This is a genomic window from Mycolicibacter kumamotonensis, assembly GCF_002086285.1.
GTDB classification, from domain to species: Bacteria; Actinomycetota; Actinomycetes; order Mycobacteriales; family Mycobacteriaceae; genus Mycobacterium; species Mycobacterium kumamotonense.
The window spans coordinates 38,576-55,965 of sequence record NZ_MVHU01000008.1 but is presented as its reverse complement, the minus strand read 5'-3'; the positions used below and the strand labels follow the sequence as shown (position 1 = coordinate 55,965).

The window sequence follows — 17,390 nt, the reverse complement described above, 5'->3', positions numbered from 1 at the left end:
TCGACGTGCCCGAACACGGGATCGTGATCGTCGGCGGCGGACTCGCGGCCGTGCGCACCGCCGAGGAGCTGCGGCGCGAGGAGTACACCGGGCCGATCACCATCGTCTCCGACGAGACCCGCCCGCCGTATGACCGGCCGCCCCTGACCAAAGACGTGCTGCGCGGCGAGCGCGACGACACCACCCTCGAGCCGCCGGAGTTCTACGCCACGCGCGACATCGACCTGCGGCTGGGCTGCGGCGCACGCGGCGTCGACACCGCGGCGCAGACGGTGACGCTGGCGGACGGCTCCGTGCTGGGCTATGACCAGCTCGTCATCGCGACCGGGCTGGTGCCGCGGCGCATCCCCAGCCTCGGCGACGTCAACGGCATCCGGGTGGTCCGCTCGTTCGAAGACAGCCTGGTGCTGCGCGGCGACGCGGCCGCCGCCCGCCGTGCGGTGGTGATCGGCGCCGGTTTCATCGGCTGCGAAGCGGCGGCCAGCCTGCGCAAGCTGGGTGTGGACGTCGTCCTGGTCGAGCCGCAACCGACCCCGCTGGCCGCGGTGCTCGGTGAGCAGATCGGCGAACTGGTGGCGCGGCTGCACCGGGCCAACGGTGTGGACGTCCGCAGCGGTATCGGGGTGGCCGAGGTCCGCGGCGCCGGCCGTGTCGAGACCGTCGTGCTGGCCGACGGCGCCGAGCTGCCCGCCGACCTGGTGGTGCTCGGCGTGGGCTCCCGGCCGGCCACCGAGTGGCTGGACGGTTGCGGCGTCGAGCTCGGCAACGGGGTGCTCTGCGACCTGACCGGGCGTACCAGCGCACCCAACGTGTGGGCCGTCGGCGACGTGGCGTTCTGGCGCGGCCGCGGCGGGCATGAGACCCGGGTCGAGCACTGGAGCAACGTCGTCACCCAGGTGCGGGTGATGGTGCCGGCGATGCTGGGCCGGGAGTCGCTGCACGACGTGGCGGTGCCCCCGTACTTCTGGAGCGATCAGTACGACGTCAAGATCCAGTGCCTGGGCGAGCCGCAGGCCACCGACACCGTGCACCTGGTCGAAGACGACGGCCACAAGTTCCTGGCGTACTACGAACGCGACGGCGTGGTGGTCGGTGTCGTCGGTGCCGGCCGGCCGGGCAAGGTGATGGGGGCGCGGGGCAAGATCGCCACCGGCGCGCCGATCGCCGAGGTCCTACAGCCCTAGATCCGCCCAGCACGGCGGCCGTCACCTCCGCGGTGAGCAAAACCCCTCCCTTCTCGGCGGAGAACAGTATTCTCCGTACAGAGACTGGAAGGTGCAGGCGATGGGCGGCAGTACGCAGGATTCCCGGCTCGACGCGGCGGCGCTGGGGCGCTGGCTCGACGCCAACGCCGCACCCGGTTCGCGCGGCCACGGCGAGCTGCCGGTACTGGAACCGCTGACCGGTGGCTCGCAGAACACCCTCTACCGGGTCCGCCGCGGCGAGGCCACCATGGTGCTGCGGATGCCGGGCGCCCGCGCCGACGCCGCCCGGATCGACGGACTGCGCCGCGAGATCCGACTGGTGCGGGCGCTGGCCGGAACCGATGTCCCGCACGCGGAGCTGATCGCCGCCGACGACAACGGCGACCTGATCGGCACGCCGTTCTACGTGATGGCCGAGGTAAACGGCTGGAACTCGACCGGCAACGCCTGGTCGGCCCCGTTCGACACCGACCTGAGCGCCCGCCGCGGCCTGGCCTTCGAATTGGTGGAGGGCGCCGCCCGACTCGGCCGGGTGGACTGGCGCGCCCGCGGACTCGAGGGGTTCGGGCGCCCGGACGGATTCCACGAGCGCCAGGTCGACCGCTGGCTGGCGTTTCTGGACAGCTACCGGGTGCGCGACCTGCCCGGTCTGGATGACGCGGCGGACTGGCTGCGACGCAACCGACCCGAGCGCTACACCCCCGGCATCATGCACGGCGACTACCAGTTCGCCAACGTGATGTACGCGCACGGCGCCCCGGCGAAACTGGTCGCGATCATCGACTGGGAGATGACCACCATCGGCGATCCGCTGCTGGACCTGGCCTGGGCGCTGCTCGGCTACGACGGCGAAAATCCGCGCACCCAAGGCTATTACGCCGACTTGGCCGGCATGCCGACCCGCACCGAGCTGCTGGAGCGCTACGAGCAGGTCAGTGGGCTCTCGACGCACAACATCGACTACTACCTGGTGCTGGCGAACTGGAAACTCGGGATCGTGCTGGAGAAGACCTACGCCGCGTCGGTGACCAGCGATAAGGTCGATCCGGCGATCGCCGCGGCGATGGGCCCGATGATCCCGCAGTTGATCGCCCACGCCGCCGAACTGGCCCGCTCCCTGCGGTCGGTGCGCTGACATGGGGTACGCGGACGGACTGTTCGACCTGACCGACCGGGTGGTGCTGGTCACCGGCGGCAGCCGCGGCCTGGGCCGGGAGATGGCCATGGCGGCCGCGCGCTGCGGCGCCGACGTGGTGATCGCCAGCCGCAAACTCGACGCCTGCCAGGCCACCGCCTCGGCGATCGAGGCCGAAACCGGGCGCACCGCAATGCCCTACGCCGTACATGTCGGGCGCTGGGATCAGCTCGAGGGCCTGGCCGACGCGGCCTATCAGCGATTCGGCAAGGTCGACGTGCTGGTGAACAACGCCGGCATGTCCCCGGTCTACGACAAGCAGACCGACGTCACCGAGAAGATGTTCGACGCGGTGGTGAACCTCAACCTCAAGGGGCCGTTCCGGCTTTCGGCGCTGATCGGTGAGCGCATGGTGGCCGCCGGCCGGGGATCGATCATCAACGTCAGCACCCACGGCTCGCTGCGCCCACACCCGTCGTTCATCCCCTACGCGGCGTCGAAGGCCGGCCTCAACGCCATGACCGAGGCGCTGGCCCAGGCCTTCGGCCCGACGGTGCGGGTCAACACCTTGATGCCCGGGCCGTTTTTGACCGATATCTCCAAGGCGTGGAACTTCGACATAGCGGATGCGTTCGGGAACCTTGCGCTGCGACGCGCCGGGGAGCCGCGCGAGATCGTTGGCGCGGCTTTGTTTTTGATGTCGGACGCCTCCAGCTACACCACCGGCTCGATCGTGCGGGCCGATGGCGGCATTCCGTAGGCGATCGCAAGCGCGGCGGAGCCGGGCGCAGCGGGTCGCCGCTAATGAAGCTGACAGACAGGGAGTAGACATGGCCTGGGATTTCTCCACCGAACCGGAGTTCGAGGCGAAACTGGACTGGATCCGGGCGTTCGTGCGCGACGAGGTCGAACCGCTCGAGGTGCTGTTCCCCGGCTGCGAATACCTGCCGCTGGACGATCAGCGCCGCCGGATCGTCGATCCCCTCAAGGAGCGGGTGCGCGAGCAGGGGCTGTGGGCCCCGCACCTGGGCCCCGAGCTCGGCGGGCAGGGCTTCGGTGCGGTCAAGCTGGCCCTGATCAACGAGATCCTGGGCCGGTCCAGCTGGGCGCCGATCGTGTTCGGCACCCAGGCGCCCGACACCGGCAACGCCGAGATCCTGGCCCGCTTCGGCACCGCCGACCAGAAGGACAAGTATCTGGCCGGGTTGCTGTCCGGGGAGATCTTCTCCTGCTTCTCGATGACCGAACCGCAGGGCGGCGCCGACCCGCGGGTGTTCACCACCCGAGCCGTCAAACACAATGATGAATGGGTGATCACCGGGCGAAAGTACTTCTCCTCCAACGCTTCGGTGGCATCGTTCTTCATCGTGGTGGCCATCACCGACCCCGACGTTCCGGTGCACCGAGGCGCGTCGACCTTCCTGATCCCGGCCGGCACCCCGGGCCTGGTCATCGAAGCCACCCACCACCTGGTGGGCTCGCATCCGCACGAGGCCGGGCACTCGCTGGTGCGCTACGACGATGTGCGGGTACCGGCGGATGCCATCCTCGGGGAACCGGGACAGGGCTTCCTGATCCTGCAGAATCGGCTGGCCGGCGGGCGACTGCACCACGCCATGCGCTCGATCGGGGTGGCGCAGCGCGCCATCGACATGATGGCCCGGCGCGCGAAAAGCCGTTTCACCCAGGGCAGTTCACTGGCCGACAAGCAGCTGGTGCAGGCGTTCATCGCCGACTCGTATGCCGAGCTGATCCCGTTCCGGCTGACGGTGCTGCACGCCGCCTGGCTGATCGACACCGCCGGCGAGCACGCGGCACGCGCCGAGATCGGGGTGTGCAAGATCCTGGCATCGCAGGTACTCAAGTCGATCGGGTTGCGCGCCATCCAGGTTCACGGCGCGATGGGCCTGACCGAGCAGTTGCCGCTGACGAACGTACTGCTGGGCGGGGTGGCGCTCGGGCTGGCCGACGGGCCCACCGAGGCGCACAAGGTGAACCTGGCCCGGCTGCTGCTCAAAGACTATGAGGCCGAGGACCCGGAGTGGCCCAGTGAATTCCTGGACAACCGCATCGAGGCCGCCCGCGCCAAGTACGGCGATCTGGTCGACCGGATTCCCGCGGTGCCATGACCACACGTGTCGATGCCGCGGTGCATCGCGCGCTCGACGACCGTCAGCAGCAGGCCACCGCGGAGGTGGAGCGCATGCTGGCGGCCGCCGTGACGGTGTTGGAGCGGGTGGCGCCCGACGAACCGCGGGTGTCCGACATCGTCGCCGAGGCCGGGTCGTCGAAGAAGGCGTTCTACCGCTACTTCACCGGCAAGGACGAACTCTTCCAGGCGGTGATGGAGCGCGGCGTGGCCATCGTCGTCTCCTATCTGCAGCACCAGCTGGCCAAGGAGAGCACCCCCGCCGGTCGGGTGGAGCGGTGGATACGAGGTACCGTCGCGCAGGTGTCCGACCCGCACCTGTTGAGCATGAGCCGCGCGGCCAGCACCCAACTGGCGGCCGCCGAGGTCTCCGATGACGAGATCCTCCGCCCGCTGCGCGATCTGCTCACCGAACCGGTGGCGGCGCTGGGAGGCACGCGCCGCGACGCGGACACCGTATTCACCTGCACGCTGGCCACCATGCGCCGCTACCTGGGTGGCACCGCCCAGCCCAAGCGGGCCGATGTCGACCATCTGGTGGCGTTCTGCCTACGAGGACTGGGAGCCTGATGCGCGCGATCGTGTGCCAAACCTACGGACCGCCGGAAAGCCTGGTGCTCCAAGAGCTTCCCGATCCCACACCCGGGCCCGGCACGATCGTGGTGCGGGTGCGGGCCGCGGCGGTCAACTTCCCCGACGTGCTGATGATCGGCGGGAAATATCAGCTGAAGATCCCGACCCCGTTCACGCCCGGCAGCGAGCTGGCCGGTGACGTGATCGCCGTCGGTGACGGGGTGGCGTTCGCGCCCGGTGACCGGGTGGTCGGCACCTCGTTCGTGGGCGGATTCGCCGAGCAGGCGCTGCTGCCCGCCGCGGCGGTCAGCGCGATCCCCGACGGCGTCGACTACGCCGCGGCGGCCGGCTTCGGAGTCACCTATCGCACCGCCTATCACGCGCTGCGCTCGGTCGCCCAAGTGGCCGAGGGGGATTGGGTGGTGGTGCTCGGCGCCGCCGGTGGGGTCGGGCTGGCCGCGGTCGATCTGGGCGTGGCGCTCGGTGCAAGAGTGCTGGCCGCGGCGTCGAGCCCGGAGAAGCTCGCCGTGTGCACGCAGCGCGGTGCCGAAGCCGTGGTCGACTACGACCGGGAGGACCTCAAGGAGCGGATTCGCGCGATCACCGGCGACGGCGCCCGGGCGGTGCTGGACCCGGTCGGCGGACCGTATGCCGAACCGGCGTTGCGCAGTCTGGGCCGCGGCGGGCGTTTCGTCACACTGGGCTATGCCGCCGGGTCGATCCCGGCCATCCCGCTGAACCTGGTGATGCTCAAGGGCATCACGGTGCAGGGCATGGAGATCCGGACTTTCGCCGACGACCACCCACAGCAGAACGAGCGTGATCTCGCCGAGCTCGCGCAGCTGTTCGCCGAGGGCCGGGTCAGCCCCTACATCGGCGCCCGCTTCGCGCTCACCGACACCGCGGCCGCGCTGCGTTACGTGGCCGACCGTAAGGCGGTCGGCAAGGTCATCATCGACGTCTGAGCCAGACCAGCGTGTTGTGGCTGGTCACCCCGTCGTTGGTGGTGGTGGCCGACAAAGTCAGCCGGTCACCGTCCACGCCGGCCTGCCGCAGCTGTGGCTGGGCCAGCAGCTCCGGCAGCGTCGAGATGCTCACCAGGTGGTGCACCGTCGCGGTGTCCTCGTCGACTCGGAAGCGGCCGCCGTAAGCGATGTGCTGGTGCGCCGCCGCATCAGCGCCAGAAGTGAGCTGCGCGGACATATAGCCGTCGCCGGTGTAGAGGATCAGGCCGCGCGGTGCGGTGCCCATCGGGTGCGACACCGTGCCGGTGTCGACGTCGCGGGATTCCATCGACGACAATTCCCAGCCGCCCAGGATCGCGTCGCGCAAGGTGCCCATCAGGGCATGATGACGGTTCGGGTCACCGGCTCGGCGACCGCCTGCCGGCTGCCCAGACCCCGTCGCAGGGCGCTCAGCAGCGCGTCGCGGGTTTCGCGCGGGTCGATCAGCTCGTCGAAGCCGAGCTGTTTGGCGGAGTGATAGGACGCCTGCAGCTCGGTGTCGCGTAGCTTGGCCGCCAGATCCTCGCCGGCGTGCGAGGCGGCACTGAGCGCGGCCGCACTCATCGCCCCCATCGTGGCACCCGGATAGGCGAACGTCGCCACCTGGGAGTCGAAGCCGAGCAACGACATCACCATGGAACCGAAGCCGTAGGCCTTGCGCAGCGTCAGATGCAGTTTGACGGTGGTGGCCGCGGTCTGGGCAGCGAACATCCGGGCGCCGGCCCGCAGCACCCCGCTGCGCTCCGAACGGCTGCCCGGCAGCATCCCCGGATTGTCCGCCAAGAACACGATCGGCAGGTGGAACGAGTCGGCCACCATGATGAAGTGGGCGGCCTTGTCGGCGGCGTCGGCGTCGATCGAGCCGGCCAGCACCTGCGGCTGGTTGGCCACCACCGCCACCGGATGACCGCCCAGATGGGCCAGCGCGCAGATGATCGCGGGGCCGAACCGCGGCTGCACCTCGAACCAGTCGGGCCGGTCGAAGATGACGTCGAGCACCGCGCGCATGTCATAGATGCGACGGTTGTCGCGCGAGACGATGTCGAGCAGCTCCGGCGTCAGGCGCGGCTCGGCGGCCGGGTCGGCGGGCAACGCCGGCGGGTAGGACCAGGCGCTCGGTGGGAAATAGGACAGATACCGGCGGATGTCGTCGAGCACCGCCGCGTCGTCGGCGGCGAGGTTGTGGATCACCCCGCTTCTCAGGGCGACCTCGGGTCCACCGAGGTCCTCCTTCGAGATGTCTTCGCCCGTCGACTCTTTGACCACCGGAGGCCCGGCGGTGAAGATCGCGCCGTGCGGGCTCATGATCCGGAAGTCGCAGACCGGGCCGACCAGGGCGCCGTGCCCGGCCGACGGGCCCAGCACCGCGGCGACGGTCGGCACCTTGCCCGAGCACTGCGCCTGGGCCAGCAGGTCGGTCGGGGTGCGCCCGTAATGCTCCCCGGTGGGACGGAATCCGGCGCCTTCGAGCAGCATCACCAACGGGATCTTGTCGCGCAGTGCCAGTTCGGCGATGCGGTAGCGCTTGGCGTTGCCGCCGGGGCCGATGCTGCCGGCCAGGGTGGTGAAATCCTCCGCGCCCACCATCACCGCCGAGCCGTTGATCAGACCCGAGCCGACCACGATCCCGTCGGCGGCGATCTCCCCGCCGACCATGGTGCCCAACTCGCGGAACGTTCCACGGTCGAGCAGGTGCTCGATACGGGCGCGTGCGTCGAGCTTGCCCTTCGCGCGATGCTTGGCCACCCGCTCGGTGCCACCCATCGCCTGAGTGTGCCGGCGCCGCCGGTCCAGATCGTCCAGCGTCTCCTGCCAGTCTTGGGCATTCGTCATCGGCGGGTCCTCATTCGTTGACCATACTGAAATTCTTACTGTAGCGTCACCCGGCATGGCAGGGAGTGGCTGCCCGGAGGGGCTCTGGCTATGAGTTCTGTTGCGCCGGAGGACCGATGACCGCGACCTCGATACCGCGAAATCCCCAGCAGGTGACCAGCCGGTGGCTCTCCGGTGTGCTGAGCGCCCGGGGCGAACCGGTCGAGGTGGCCTCGGTCGATGTCGTGCCGGTCGGCACCGGTCAGACCGGAGCCACCTACCGGGTGTCGGCCACCTACGCCGGCGACCGGGCCGGCCTGCCCGGCACCTTCGTGATCAAACTCCCGGCGGGCGACGACGCGGTCCGCGATCGTGTCGTACTGGGCTATCGCAGCGAGTGCGCCTTCTACGCCGACGTCGCCGATCGCGTCCGGATACCGACACCGGAGTGCTTCCACTGCGAAATCAACTCCGACGCAACCGAATACGCGTTACTGCTCGCCGACCGCGCGCCCGCTACCCAGGGCGATCAGATCGCCGGGTGCGACGAGCGGCAGGCGCGGCTGGCGGTGACCGCGCTGGCCGGGCTGCACGCGCCCACCTGGTGCGACCAGCAGTGGCTGACGTTCCCCGGCCTGGCCATGACCCAACTGGACGAGGCCGGAGCCAAAGGCATGGGCGACATCGCCCGAATGTGCGCGGACGCCACCGTCGAGCGCCTCGGTGCGCAACTGGGCGCGGCCGACTGTGAGACGTTGACGGCCGCACTGTCTCTGATCACTCCGTGGGTGTCGGCGCAGCTCGGCCGGTTCGCGCTGATCCACGGCGATTACCGGCTGGACAACATGCTGTTCAGCCCCGACGGCGATCAGGTCTGGATCGTCGACTGGCAGACCCTCGGTGTCGGCCTGCCGGCTCGCGACCTGGCGTATTTCACCGCCACCAGCTTGGCGCCCGAGCTGCGCTCGGCGATCGAGGCGGATCTGGTCACGGCGTATCACAGCGCCCTGCTGGGTCACGGTGTGAGCGATTACGACCGGGAAACCTGTTGGCGGGACTACCGGTTCGGCATGCTGCAGGCCCCGCTGATCTGCGCGCTCGGGCTGGTCTTCGCGACCGGCACCGACCGTGGCGACGACATGTTCGTCACCATGCTGCGGCGCGCTTGTGCGGCGATCCGTGGTCTGGGCACGCTGGAGCTGGTCGGAGAGGTCTGTGCACATGAATGCTGAATCGCCTCGGCCGCCCGAGGGCGACTGGCTCGGAACCCCCTTCCTCGAGTTCCGGCGGGAGGGGCCGATCGCGGTGTGCACTCTGAACCGCCCCGAAGCCCGCAACGCGATGACCCCCGCGATGTACTTCGGCATCCGCTACGCGGTGGGCCGGGTCAATGAGGACCCCGACCTGGCCGGGCTGCTGATCACGGGCACCGGCGACGTGTTCGCCCCCGGCGGCGACATGGGCGGCGGCGGAGCGGACAACTGGATCACCTTCGGGTCCGCGCTGGGCATGGACGTCACCCCGTTCGACGCGTTGCGCAGCTCGGCGAAGCCGGTCGTCTCGGCGGTCAACGGAGTGTGCCAGGGCGGCGGCCTGCAGATCGCGTTGTGCAGCGACATCGCCGTGGTCAGCGACCGGGCGACCTTCCGGGTGCCCGAGCTGTTCCGCGGCATCGCCGACACGTACTACAGCCAGATGCTGGCCCGGGTGGTCGGGCCGGTCCGCACCCGTGACCTGATGTTCACCGGCCGCACGTTCGGGGCGCAGGAAGCGCTCGATTGGGGCATGGTGGCACGTGTGGTCCCGCACAACGAACTGCCCGACGCCGCCCGCGATGTGCTGGCCCAGTGCTGCCGCACCGCGCCGGCCGCACGTGCGGTGGTCAAGTCGAGCCTGGACGCCTATCTCGGGCTGTTCGACCGCATCGGGATGAGCAGCAGCCTGGGTGCGCCGGAGGCCGTCGAAGGCTTCCGGGCGTTCAAAGAGCGCAGGTCACCGGCGTGGGTGCACCCGGACTTGCGGGTCGACGGACGACTATAGATGAGACATTTGCTCTAAATGAGAATGAGTGTGCACCAAAATCAGAACCAGCTATCGCACTAACCGCCAATCGGCTACGATCCACTCGGGTCGTATCGCGAGTGTTCTGAGGAGCCTGCCGCTATGGGGATGAAAGACCTGATGCCGTGGTCCCCGCAGCTGGCGATCGGGCGCCTGTCGGAGCCCATGCAGGCGGTCGGCGGGCTCTTCGCGATGTCGGTGGACGCGGTCAGATTCCTCTTCCGGCGGCCGTTTCAGGCCCGCGAATTCCTCGAACAGTCCTGGTTCGTCGCCCGGGTCTCGCTGGCGCCCACGCTGCTGGTGGCGATTCCCTTCACGGTGCTGGTCAGCTTCATCCTCAACATCTTGCTGCGCGAGCTCGGCGCGGCGGACCTGTCCGGAGCCGGCGCGGCGTTCGGCGCGGTCACCCAGGTCGGGCCGATGGTGACGGTGTTGATCGTGGCCGGCGCCGGGGCGACGGCGATGTGCGCCGATCTGGGATCGCGCACCATCCGCGAAGAGATCGACGCCATGGAGGTGTTGGGCATCAACCCGGTGCAGCGGCTGGTGACGCCGCGCATGTTGGCGGCCGGGCTGGTGGCGCTGCTGCTGAACAGCCTGGTGGTGATCATCGGGATCCTCGGCGGCTACGTGTTCTCGGTCTTCGTCCAAGACGTCAACCCCGGCGCGTTCGCGGCGGGCATCACCCTGTTGACCGGGGTGCCCGAGCTGATCATCTCCTGTATCAAGGCGGCGCTGTTCGGCCTGATCGCCGGTATGGTCGCCTGCTACCGCGGCCTGACCATCTCCGGCGGTGGCGCCAAGGCCGTCGGCAACGCGGTGAACGAGACGGTGGTGTACGCGTTCATGTCGTTGTTCGTCGTCAACGTGGTCGTCACCGCGATCGGCATCAAGATGACGGCGCGCTGAGCCATGGCGCTGCGGGCACTGGCGGCGGTCTATCCGGGCGTGACCCGGCAGGTCCGGCGACCCGTCGCGGCGCTCGGCCGGCTCGGCGACCACACGCTGTTCTACGGCAGGGCGATCGCCACCGCGCCGTTTGCGTTCACCCATTACCGCCGGGAGGTCGTGCGGCTGATCGCCGAGATCAGCATGGGCACCGGGACCCTGGCGATGATCGGCGGCACCGTGGTGATCGTCGGGTTCTTGACGCTGGCCGCCGGCGGCACCCTGGCGGTGCAGGGCTACAGCTCGCTGGGCAACATCGGCATCGAGGCGCTGACCGGCTTCCTGGCGGCGTTCATCAACGTGCGCATCTCGGCCCCGGTGGTCGCCGGTATCGGGTTGGCGGCCACCTTCGGCGCCGGGGTGACGGCGCAGCTGGGGGCGATGCGCATCAACGAGGAGATCGACGCGCTGGAGTCGATGGCGATCCGCCCGATCGCCTATCTGGTCAGCACCCGCATCGTCGCCGGCTTGGTCGCCATCACCCCGCTGTACTCCATCGCGGTGATTCTGTCGTTCCTGGCCAGCCGATTCACCACGGTGTTCCTGTTCGGGCAGTCGGCCGGCCTCTACGACCACTATTTCCGGACCTTCCTGAACCCCATCGATCTGTTGTGGTCGTTCCTGCAGGCGTTCCTGATGGCGGTCACCATCTTGTTGATCCACACTTATTTCGGCTATTTCGCGGCGGGCGGCCCCGCCGGGGTCGGTGTCGCCGTGGGTAACGCGGTGCGCACCTCGCTGGTGGTCGTGGTCTCGGTGACGCTGCTGGTCTCGCTGTCGGTCTACGGGGCCAGCGGCAACTTCAACCTGGCCGGGTAGCCGCTGCCGGCCCAGCAGCCGCCCGAGCGGCCGGTGTGAGCAATAGTGGTATTGGCATTCTCCTTTTTTGGAAGTACCGTATCCATCGATGAACGACCCAGTGCAGACCTCCTCGGGAATACCGCTGAAACCGGTGTACGGGCCGGAAGACCGACGCGCCGAACCCGCGCCGCCGGGGACCTACCCGTTCACCCGGGGCAACTTCGCCTCCGGCTATCGCGGGCGGCTTTGGACCTTCCGGCAGTACTCCGGCTTCGGCACCGCCGAGGAGTCCAACCGGCGCTACCGCTACCTGCTGGAGCAGGGCGGCACCGGGCTGTCGGTCGCGCTGGACCTGCCCACCCAGTGCGGCTACGACTCCGACGATCCCGAGGTCGGGGAGGAGGTCGGCCGCGTCGGGGTGGCGGTGGACACCCTCGCCGACGCCGAGATCCTGTTCGACTCCATCCCGTTGGACAAGATCAGCACCAGCTTCACCATCAACGGCACCGCGGCGATCCTGCTGGCGTTCTACGTCGCCGCCGCCGAGCGTTCCGGGGTGCCGCGGGCCAAACTCACCGGGACCATCCAGAACGACATCCTCAAGGAGTACGCCTCCCGCGGTACCTGGATCTGGCCGCCGGAGCCGTCGCTGCGGCTGATCGCCGACACCATCGAGTTCTGCGCCGCCGAGGTACCGCGATTCAACGCGATCTCGGTGGCCGGGGCGCACTTCCGCGACGCCGGCGCCAACGCCGTGCAGGAGATGGCGTTCACCCTCGCCGACGGTGTCACCTACTGCGACACCGTCGTGGAGCGCGGGCGGATGACCATCGATCAGTTCGCCCCGCAGGTCTCGTTCTTCTTCTACACCCACGGCGACTTCTTCGAGGAGGTCGCCAAGTACCGGGCCGGGCGGCGCCGCTGGGCCACCATCGTGCGCGAGCGCTACGGCGCCGAGGCCGACAAGGCGTCGATGTTCCGGTTCGGCTGCGTGGCCGGCGGGGCATCGCTGTTCGCCCCGCAGGCCCAGAACAACCTGGTGCGGGTGGCGTATGAGTCGATGGCGGCGGTGCTGGGCGGAGTCCAGTCGATGTTCACCGCGGCCTGGGACGAGCCGTTCGCGCTGCCCAGCGAGGAGTCCGCGACGCTGGCCCTGCGGACCCAGCAGATCCTGGCCTACGAGACCGGGGTGACCCGGGTCGCCGACCCGCTGGGCGGTTCCTACTTCGTCGAGGCGCTCACCGACGCCACCGAGGAACGCATCATCGAGATCATGGACGACCTGGAGCGCCACGGCGGCATGGTCCGCGCCATCGAGGACGGTTACCTGCAGGGCCTGATCGCCGATGAGGCCTTCAAGATCCATCACGAGATCGAATCCGGGGAACGGCCGGTCGTCGGCGTCAACAAGTTCACGTCCGACGAGCCGCCGCCGGAGATCGCCACCTACGAGCTCGACGCCGAGGGCCGCGACGTCCAGCTCAAACGGCTGGCCCGGGTCAAGGCCGAGCGAAACGCCGGCGACGTCGCCGCCAAGCTGGCCGCGCTGGCCCGTGCCGCCGAAGGCGAGGACAACCTGATGCATTCCCTGATCGACTGCGCCAACGCCTACTGCACGGTGGGCGAGATGGTCTCGGCGCTCAAGTCGGTCTGGGGCGAATTCCAGCAACCGGTGGTGTATTGATGACTTCTCCGCTCGCTTCTTCTGCGCCGCTGCCGGCCCGGGTCCTGGTCGCCAAGCCCGGCCTCGACGGCCACGACCGCGGCGCCAAGATCGTCGCGCGGACCCTGCGTGACGCCGGCTTCGAGGTCATCTACACCGGCATCCGCCAACGGGTCGAGGACATCGTCGCCACCGCCTTGCAGGAGGACGTCGCGGTGGTCGGGCTGAGCATTCTGTCCGGCGCCCACGTCGCGCTGACCGCCCGCATCGTCGAGGCGCTGCGCGCCGCGGACGGCGGTGACATCGCGGTGGTGGTCGGCGGAACCATCCCGCAGTCCGACGTGGCCAAGTTGTTGTCGCTGGGCGCCGCCGCGGTCTTTCCCACCGGAACCTCGTTGGACGACCTGGTGACCGGGGTCCGGCGGGTCATCGGCCAGGCGGAGGCGAACTGATCATGCGATTGGGAGTGATGATCGGGGCCGAGCGCGGCGACATGGCGCGCAAGGTCGCCAAGCTGATCGCCGACATCGAGTGGGCCGATGAGGCCGGGCTGGACACCGCGTGGATGCCCCAGGTGCCCGACGACTTCGACCTGCTGACCATGGTGGCGCTGATGGCCTCGCACAGCACCCGGATCGAGCTGGGCACCGCCGTGGTGCCGCTGCAGGCGCAGCATCCGATCGCGCTTGCCCGCCAAGCGCTTTCGGTGAACGCCATTTCGGGTGGCCGGCTGGCGCTGGGCGTCGGGCCGTCGCACCACTGGATCATTCGGGACATGCTCGGACTGCCGTACGACAAGCCGGCCGCCTACACCCGCGACTACCTGGAGGTGCTCAACGCGGCACTGTCGGGGCCCGGTCCTGTCGACGTGGAGAACGACACTTTCACCGTGCACAACCCGACCGCGCTCGGGGCCGAGCCGAAGATGCCGGTGCTGGTGGCGGCGCTGGGCCCGGTGATGCTGCGGATCGCCGGCGAGCACGCCGACGGCACCTCGCTGTGGATGGCCGACGAGAAGGCGATCGCCGAACACATCGCGCCGCGGATCAACAAGGCCGCCGCGGATGCGGGCAAACCCGCGCCGCGCATCGTCGCCGGGATCCCGGTCACCTTGTGCGCCAACTCCGAGATCGAGGCCGCGAAGGAGCGCGCCAACCGGATCCTGGCCGAGGCCGAGACCTCGCCCAACTACCAGCGGCTGCTCGACCGCGGTTCGGCCCGTGATGTCGGCGACCTGTGTGCGGCCGGTGACGAGGAGTCAATCCTGAAGCGGTTCAAGCAGTTCGCCGATGCCGGGGTGACCGACCTGTCGGTGCGCCTGTTGCCGATCGGTGCCAACCGCGACGAGCTGATCGCCTCCAAGCGCCGCACCCGCGAGGTGATCGCCGCGCTTGCCGAGGAAGTTCGGTGACCGGACCGCTGTCGGGGATCCGCATCCTCGAAGTGGGAGTGATGCTCGCCGGTCCCTACGCGACGATGCTGCTGGCCGACCTCGGCGCCGAGGTCATCAAGATCGAACCACCGGGCGGGGAGATCTCCCGTGAGGTCGGCCCGAGTTACTTCGCCAGTCTCAACCGCAACAAGCGCAGCGTTGAATTGGACCTTCGGTCGGCGGAGGGGCAGGCGCGGCTGGGCGAGCTGGTCGCGCAATCCCATGCGCTGCTGGTGAATATGAAGCCGTCGGTGATCCGCCGGCTCGGGCTCACTTATTCGGCACTGTCGCGCTTCAATTCGCGCATCGTCTGCGTCGCGCTGACCGGGTTCGGGCTGGACGGCGGTGACGAACCGGCCTTCGACTACGTGATCCAGGCCGCCACCGGGATTGCCGCGATGACCGGCGACCCGGACGGCCCGCCGACGCTGCCGGGCTACTCGTCGGCCGACAACTCCACCGGGATGGCGGCCGCCCTGGGTCTGCTGGCCCAGATCGTCAGCGGACGCGGCGGCCAAGTCGAAGTGTCGCTGCTGGATGTGATGCTGTCCCAACTGAACTACCGGGCGTCGGCCTACCTCAACGACGGCATCGAACCGCAACGGTTTCTGCACGGAGCGCACTCGTACTACGTTCCGGCCCAGTTGTTTCCGACAGCTGAGGGCTATCTGGCGCTGTTCGTCACCCATGACGGGTTCTGGAAGGCCTTCGCGACCGAAGCCGGCATCGACGGCTTCACGACCATGGCCGAGCGCGTGTCCCGTCGCCAGGAGGTGCTCGCCGTCGTCACCGCCGCGCTGGCCGGCGACACCGCGGCCGGCTGGGAGCGGCGGTTGCGGCCACTGGGCATCCCGGCCGCCGCGGTTCGCACGCTGCCCGAGGCGCTGAAGGAATACACCCACGCGATCGTCACGGCCGGCGATTTCCGGTTGGTGGCCAGCCCGATTCGCGTCGACGGGTATGAGCCGACGTATCGGCCGCCGCCTGCGCTGGGGAAGTGACGCGCCGGCTCAGACCGTGACGATCGTGGCCGACGCCGTGCCCGGTGCCCCGTAGACCTGGGCGAACCCCACCTTGGGCTCGCCCGGCACCTGGCGCTCACCGGCCTGGCCGCGCAGCTGCAGCACCAGCTCGTGCAGCTGGCGCAGGCCCGAGGCCCCGATCGGCTCACCGTTGGCGATCAGCCCGCCGTCGGTGTTGACCGGCAGCGATCCGGAGATCTCGGTCGCGCCGTCGGCCAGCAGCTTCTCCTGGTCCCCGTCGGCGCAGAAGCCGCACTCGGCCATGTGGATGACCTCGGCGCCGGCGTCGGTGTCCTGCAGCTGGACCACGTCGACGTCGTCGGGTGCCACACCGGCGATTTCGAACGCGGCGCGCGCTGCATACACCGTCGGCGCGACGTCTTCTTCGATCGGGGCCGACGTCCCGTGCACCTCATAGGCGCCGTAGGTGCGGGTGCGGATCTCGGTGGCCTTCAGATACACCGGCTTGTCGGTGTAGCGGTGGGCGATGTCGCCGCGGCACATGACCACCGCCGCGGCGCCCTCATCCGGGGCGCAGAACATGTACTGGGTCAGCGGGTAGTTGAGCACCGTCGAATTGAGGAGGTTCAACGCTCCGTTGCGGAAGTTCTTGGCGGCAACCTTGGCCAGCGTCGCCTGCGAGATGCCGTGGTCGTGCAGGTAGCGGTTGGCCTTCATGCCGAAGAACTTGGTGGTGACGAACTGCCCGTTCTCGGCGTACCAGGCGGGCAGCGCCAGCTTGGCCGGATCGTCGGTGAACGCGCCGCGGGGGTGTTTGTCCATGCCGATCGCGATGCCGATGTCGTACTTGCCGGAGCGGATGTTGTCGGCGCAGACCTGGGTGGCGGTAGCCGCCGTCGCGCAGGCGTTGAACACGTTGGTGAAGGGCAGACCGGTGAGCCCGACCAGCCGCGTCACCGCGTCGGGGTTGGAGATCTCGTAGCTACCGCCGACGCCGAACTGGATATCGCGCCACTCGACGCCGGCGTCGGCCAGCGCGGCGTGGATCGCCTCGGCTCCCATCTGCATCGCCGACTTGTCGAACCGGCCGAACGGGTGCAGGCCGACGCCGATGATCGCCACATCGTTGTTCGCTACCGTCATCTTTCGCTGGCTCCTTAGACGGGCTGGAAAGCCCAGGTGAGGATCTCGGCTCCGTCGTCGTCGACATAGAACGGGACCATGGTCAATTCAACGTCCATGCCGAACTTCAGTTTGGCGGGATCGGATTCGGTGAGGCGGGCCTCGACCTTGATCACGTCGCCGAGCCGCACCAGTCCGACCCCGAACGGCGTGAAGCCCTCGGCGGATTCGCCGCCGGCGTAGGGCAGTTTCGGCACGAAGCCCTGGGTCGTCCACGCCTCCAGCGTTCCGCGCCGGGGCAGCAGCAGATCCTGCATGCGGGGGCCGCTGCAGCGCGGGCAGTGGTCCTGGCGGGGCCACACCGTCGCCTCGCAGTCGTCGCATCGACTGCCGATCAGGGCCGGGTTCTCGTCGGGCCAGTTTGTGACGTCGGGAGCCAGGGCTTTACGCATTGGCGGGGCCCACCGCAGAGGAGCGCATACACAACGTGGAAATCACATTC

General features: G+C 69.0%; 18 protein-coding genes. 14 read left to right on the top strand and 4 right to left on the bottom strand.

Going from position 1 to position 17,390, the window contains the following annotated elements; genetic code table 11:
• The first annotated feature begins 5 nt into the window (after positions 1–5).
• The 6 genes from BST28_RS07720 to BST28_RS07695 all read left to right on the top strand — a co-directional run bounded on the left by BST28_RS07720 (position 6) and on the right by BST28_RS07695 (position 6,027).
• Complete coding sequence (locus tag BST28_RS07720; protein WP_420093430.1) at positions 6–1,184, top strand: NAD(P)/FAD-dependent oxidoreductase; 1,179 nt, start codon at positions 6–8, stop codon at positions 1,182–1,184.
• A gap of 100 nt (positions 1,185–1,284) precedes the next feature.
• Positions 1,285–2,340, top strand: coding sequence for a phosphotransferase family protein (locus BST28_RS07715; protein WP_083080616.1), 1,056 nt, complete (start codon positions 1,285–1,287; stop codon positions 2,338–2,340).
• A 1-nt stretch (position 2,341) separates the two neighbouring features.
• The gene (locus BST28_RS07710; RefSeq protein WP_083080581.1) at positions 2,342–3,100 is read left to right on the top strand and encodes an SDR family NAD(P)-dependent oxidoreductase; all 759 of its coding nucleotides are present in this window, start codon (positions 2,342–2,344) and stop codon (positions 3,098–3,100) included.
• A 70-nt stretch (positions 3,101–3,170) separates the two neighbouring features.
• Complete coding sequence (locus tag BST28_RS07705; RefSeq protein WP_083080580.1) at positions 3,171–4,469, top strand: acyl-CoA dehydrogenase family protein; 1,299 nt, start codon at positions 3,171–3,173, stop codon at positions 4,467–4,469.
• Entirely contained in the window at positions 4,466–5,059 is a 594-nt protein-coding gene (locus BST28_RS07700) for a TetR/AcrR family transcriptional regulator (RefSeq protein WP_083080579.1), read from the top strand. The genes BST28_RS07705 and BST28_RS07700 overlap by 4 nt, the downstream gene beginning before the upstream one ends.
• Positions 5,059–6,027 (top strand): NADPH:quinone oxidoreductase family protein, encoded by a 969-nt coding sequence (locus BST28_RS07695; RefSeq protein WP_083080578.1) that lies wholly within the window; start codon positions 5,059–5,061, stop codon positions 6,025–6,027. Before BST28_RS07700 ends, BST28_RS07695 begins: the two co-directional genes overlap by 1 nt.
• Here BST28_RS07695 and BST28_RS07690 read toward each other — a convergent pair.
• Together BST28_RS07690 and BST28_RS07685 are read right to left on the bottom strand one after the other, a co-directional pair.
• On the bottom strand, positions 6,014–6,403 hold the full coding sequence (locus BST28_RS07690; protein ID WP_083080577.1) for a lipocalin-like domain-containing protein: 390 nt from the start codon (positions 6,401–6,403) through the stop codon (positions 6,014–6,016). The genes BST28_RS07695 and BST28_RS07690 overlap by 14 nt on opposite strands.
• Positions 6,403–7,899, bottom strand: coding sequence for an acyl-CoA carboxylase subunit beta (locus BST28_RS07685; RefSeq protein ID WP_083080576.1), 1,497 nt, complete (start codon positions 7,897–7,899; stop codon positions 6,403–6,405). The genes BST28_RS07690 and BST28_RS07685 overlap by 1 nt, the downstream gene beginning before the upstream one ends.
• Before the next feature lie 116 nt (positions 7,900–8,015).
• On the opposite strand from BST28_RS07685, the gene BST28_RS07680 reads away from it, so the two are divergent.
• The 8 genes from BST28_RS07680 (at position 8,016) to BST28_RS07645 (ending at position 15,784) form a co-directional block, all read left to right on the top strand.
• On the top strand, positions 8,016–9,110 hold the full coding sequence (locus tag BST28_RS07680; protein WP_083080575.1) for a phosphotransferase family protein: 1,095 nt from the start codon (positions 8,016–8,018) through the stop codon (positions 9,108–9,110).
• Entirely contained in the window at positions 9,100–9,918 is an 819-nt protein-coding gene (locus BST28_RS07675) for an enoyl-CoA hydratase/isomerase family protein (protein ID WP_083080574.1), read from the top strand. Before BST28_RS07680 ends, BST28_RS07675 begins: the two co-directional genes overlap by 11 nt.
• Before the next feature lie 123 nt (positions 9,919–10,041).
• The gene (locus BST28_RS07670; protein ID WP_029248940.1) at positions 10,042–10,848 is read left to right on the top strand and encodes an MlaE family ABC transporter permease; all 807 of its coding nucleotides are present in this window, start codon (positions 10,042–10,044) and stop codon (positions 10,846–10,848) included.
• A 3-nt stretch (positions 10,849–10,851) separates the two neighbouring features.
• Complete coding sequence (locus BST28_RS07665; RefSeq protein ID WP_019735806.1) at positions 10,852–11,706, top strand: MlaE family ABC transporter permease; 855 nt, start codon at positions 10,852–10,854, stop codon at positions 11,704–11,706.
• Positions 11,707–11,794: 88 nt separating this feature from the next.
• On the top strand, positions 11,795–13,372 hold the full coding sequence (locus tag BST28_RS07660) for a methylmalonyl-CoA mutase family protein (RefSeq protein WP_083080573.1): 1,578 nt from the start codon (positions 11,795–11,797) through the stop codon (positions 13,370–13,372).
• Between the two features lie 29 nt (positions 13,373–13,401).
• The gene (locus tag BST28_RS07655) at positions 13,402–13,803 is read left to right on the top strand and encodes a cobalamin B12-binding domain-containing protein (protein ID WP_109560667.1); all 402 of its coding nucleotides are present in this window, start codon (positions 13,402–13,404) and stop codon (positions 13,801–13,803) included.
• Between the two features lie 2 nt (positions 13,804–13,805).
• Complete coding sequence (locus BST28_RS07650; RefSeq protein WP_083080571.1) at positions 13,806–14,762, top strand: LLM class F420-dependent oxidoreductase; 957 nt, start codon at positions 13,806–13,808, stop codon at positions 14,760–14,762.
• A complete protein-coding gene (locus BST28_RS07645) occupies positions 14,759–15,784 on the top strand; it encodes a CaiB/BaiF CoA transferase family protein (RefSeq protein ID WP_083080570.1) in 1,026 nt (341 codons plus the stop codon). The genes BST28_RS07650 and BST28_RS07645 overlap by 4 nt, the downstream gene beginning before the upstream one ends.
• 9 nt (positions 15,785–15,793) lie before the next feature.
• Here the strand turns inward: BST28_RS07645 and BST28_RS07640 are convergent, their stop codons facing one another.
• Positions 15,794–16,909 carry a thiolase family protein gene (locus BST28_RS07640; protein WP_083080569.1) on the bottom strand — a complete coding sequence of 372 codons (1,116 nt, stop codon included), beginning with the start codon at positions 16,907–16,909 and terminating at the stop codon, positions 15,794–15,796.
• A gap of 14 nt (positions 16,910–16,923) precedes the next feature.
• Positions 16,924–17,340 carry a Zn-ribbon domain-containing OB-fold protein gene (locus BST28_RS07635; RefSeq protein ID WP_083080568.1) on the bottom strand — a complete coding sequence of 139 codons (417 nt, stop codon included), beginning with the start codon at positions 17,338–17,340 and terminating at the stop codon, positions 16,924–16,926.
• Positions 17,341–17,390 lie beyond the last annotated feature (50 nt).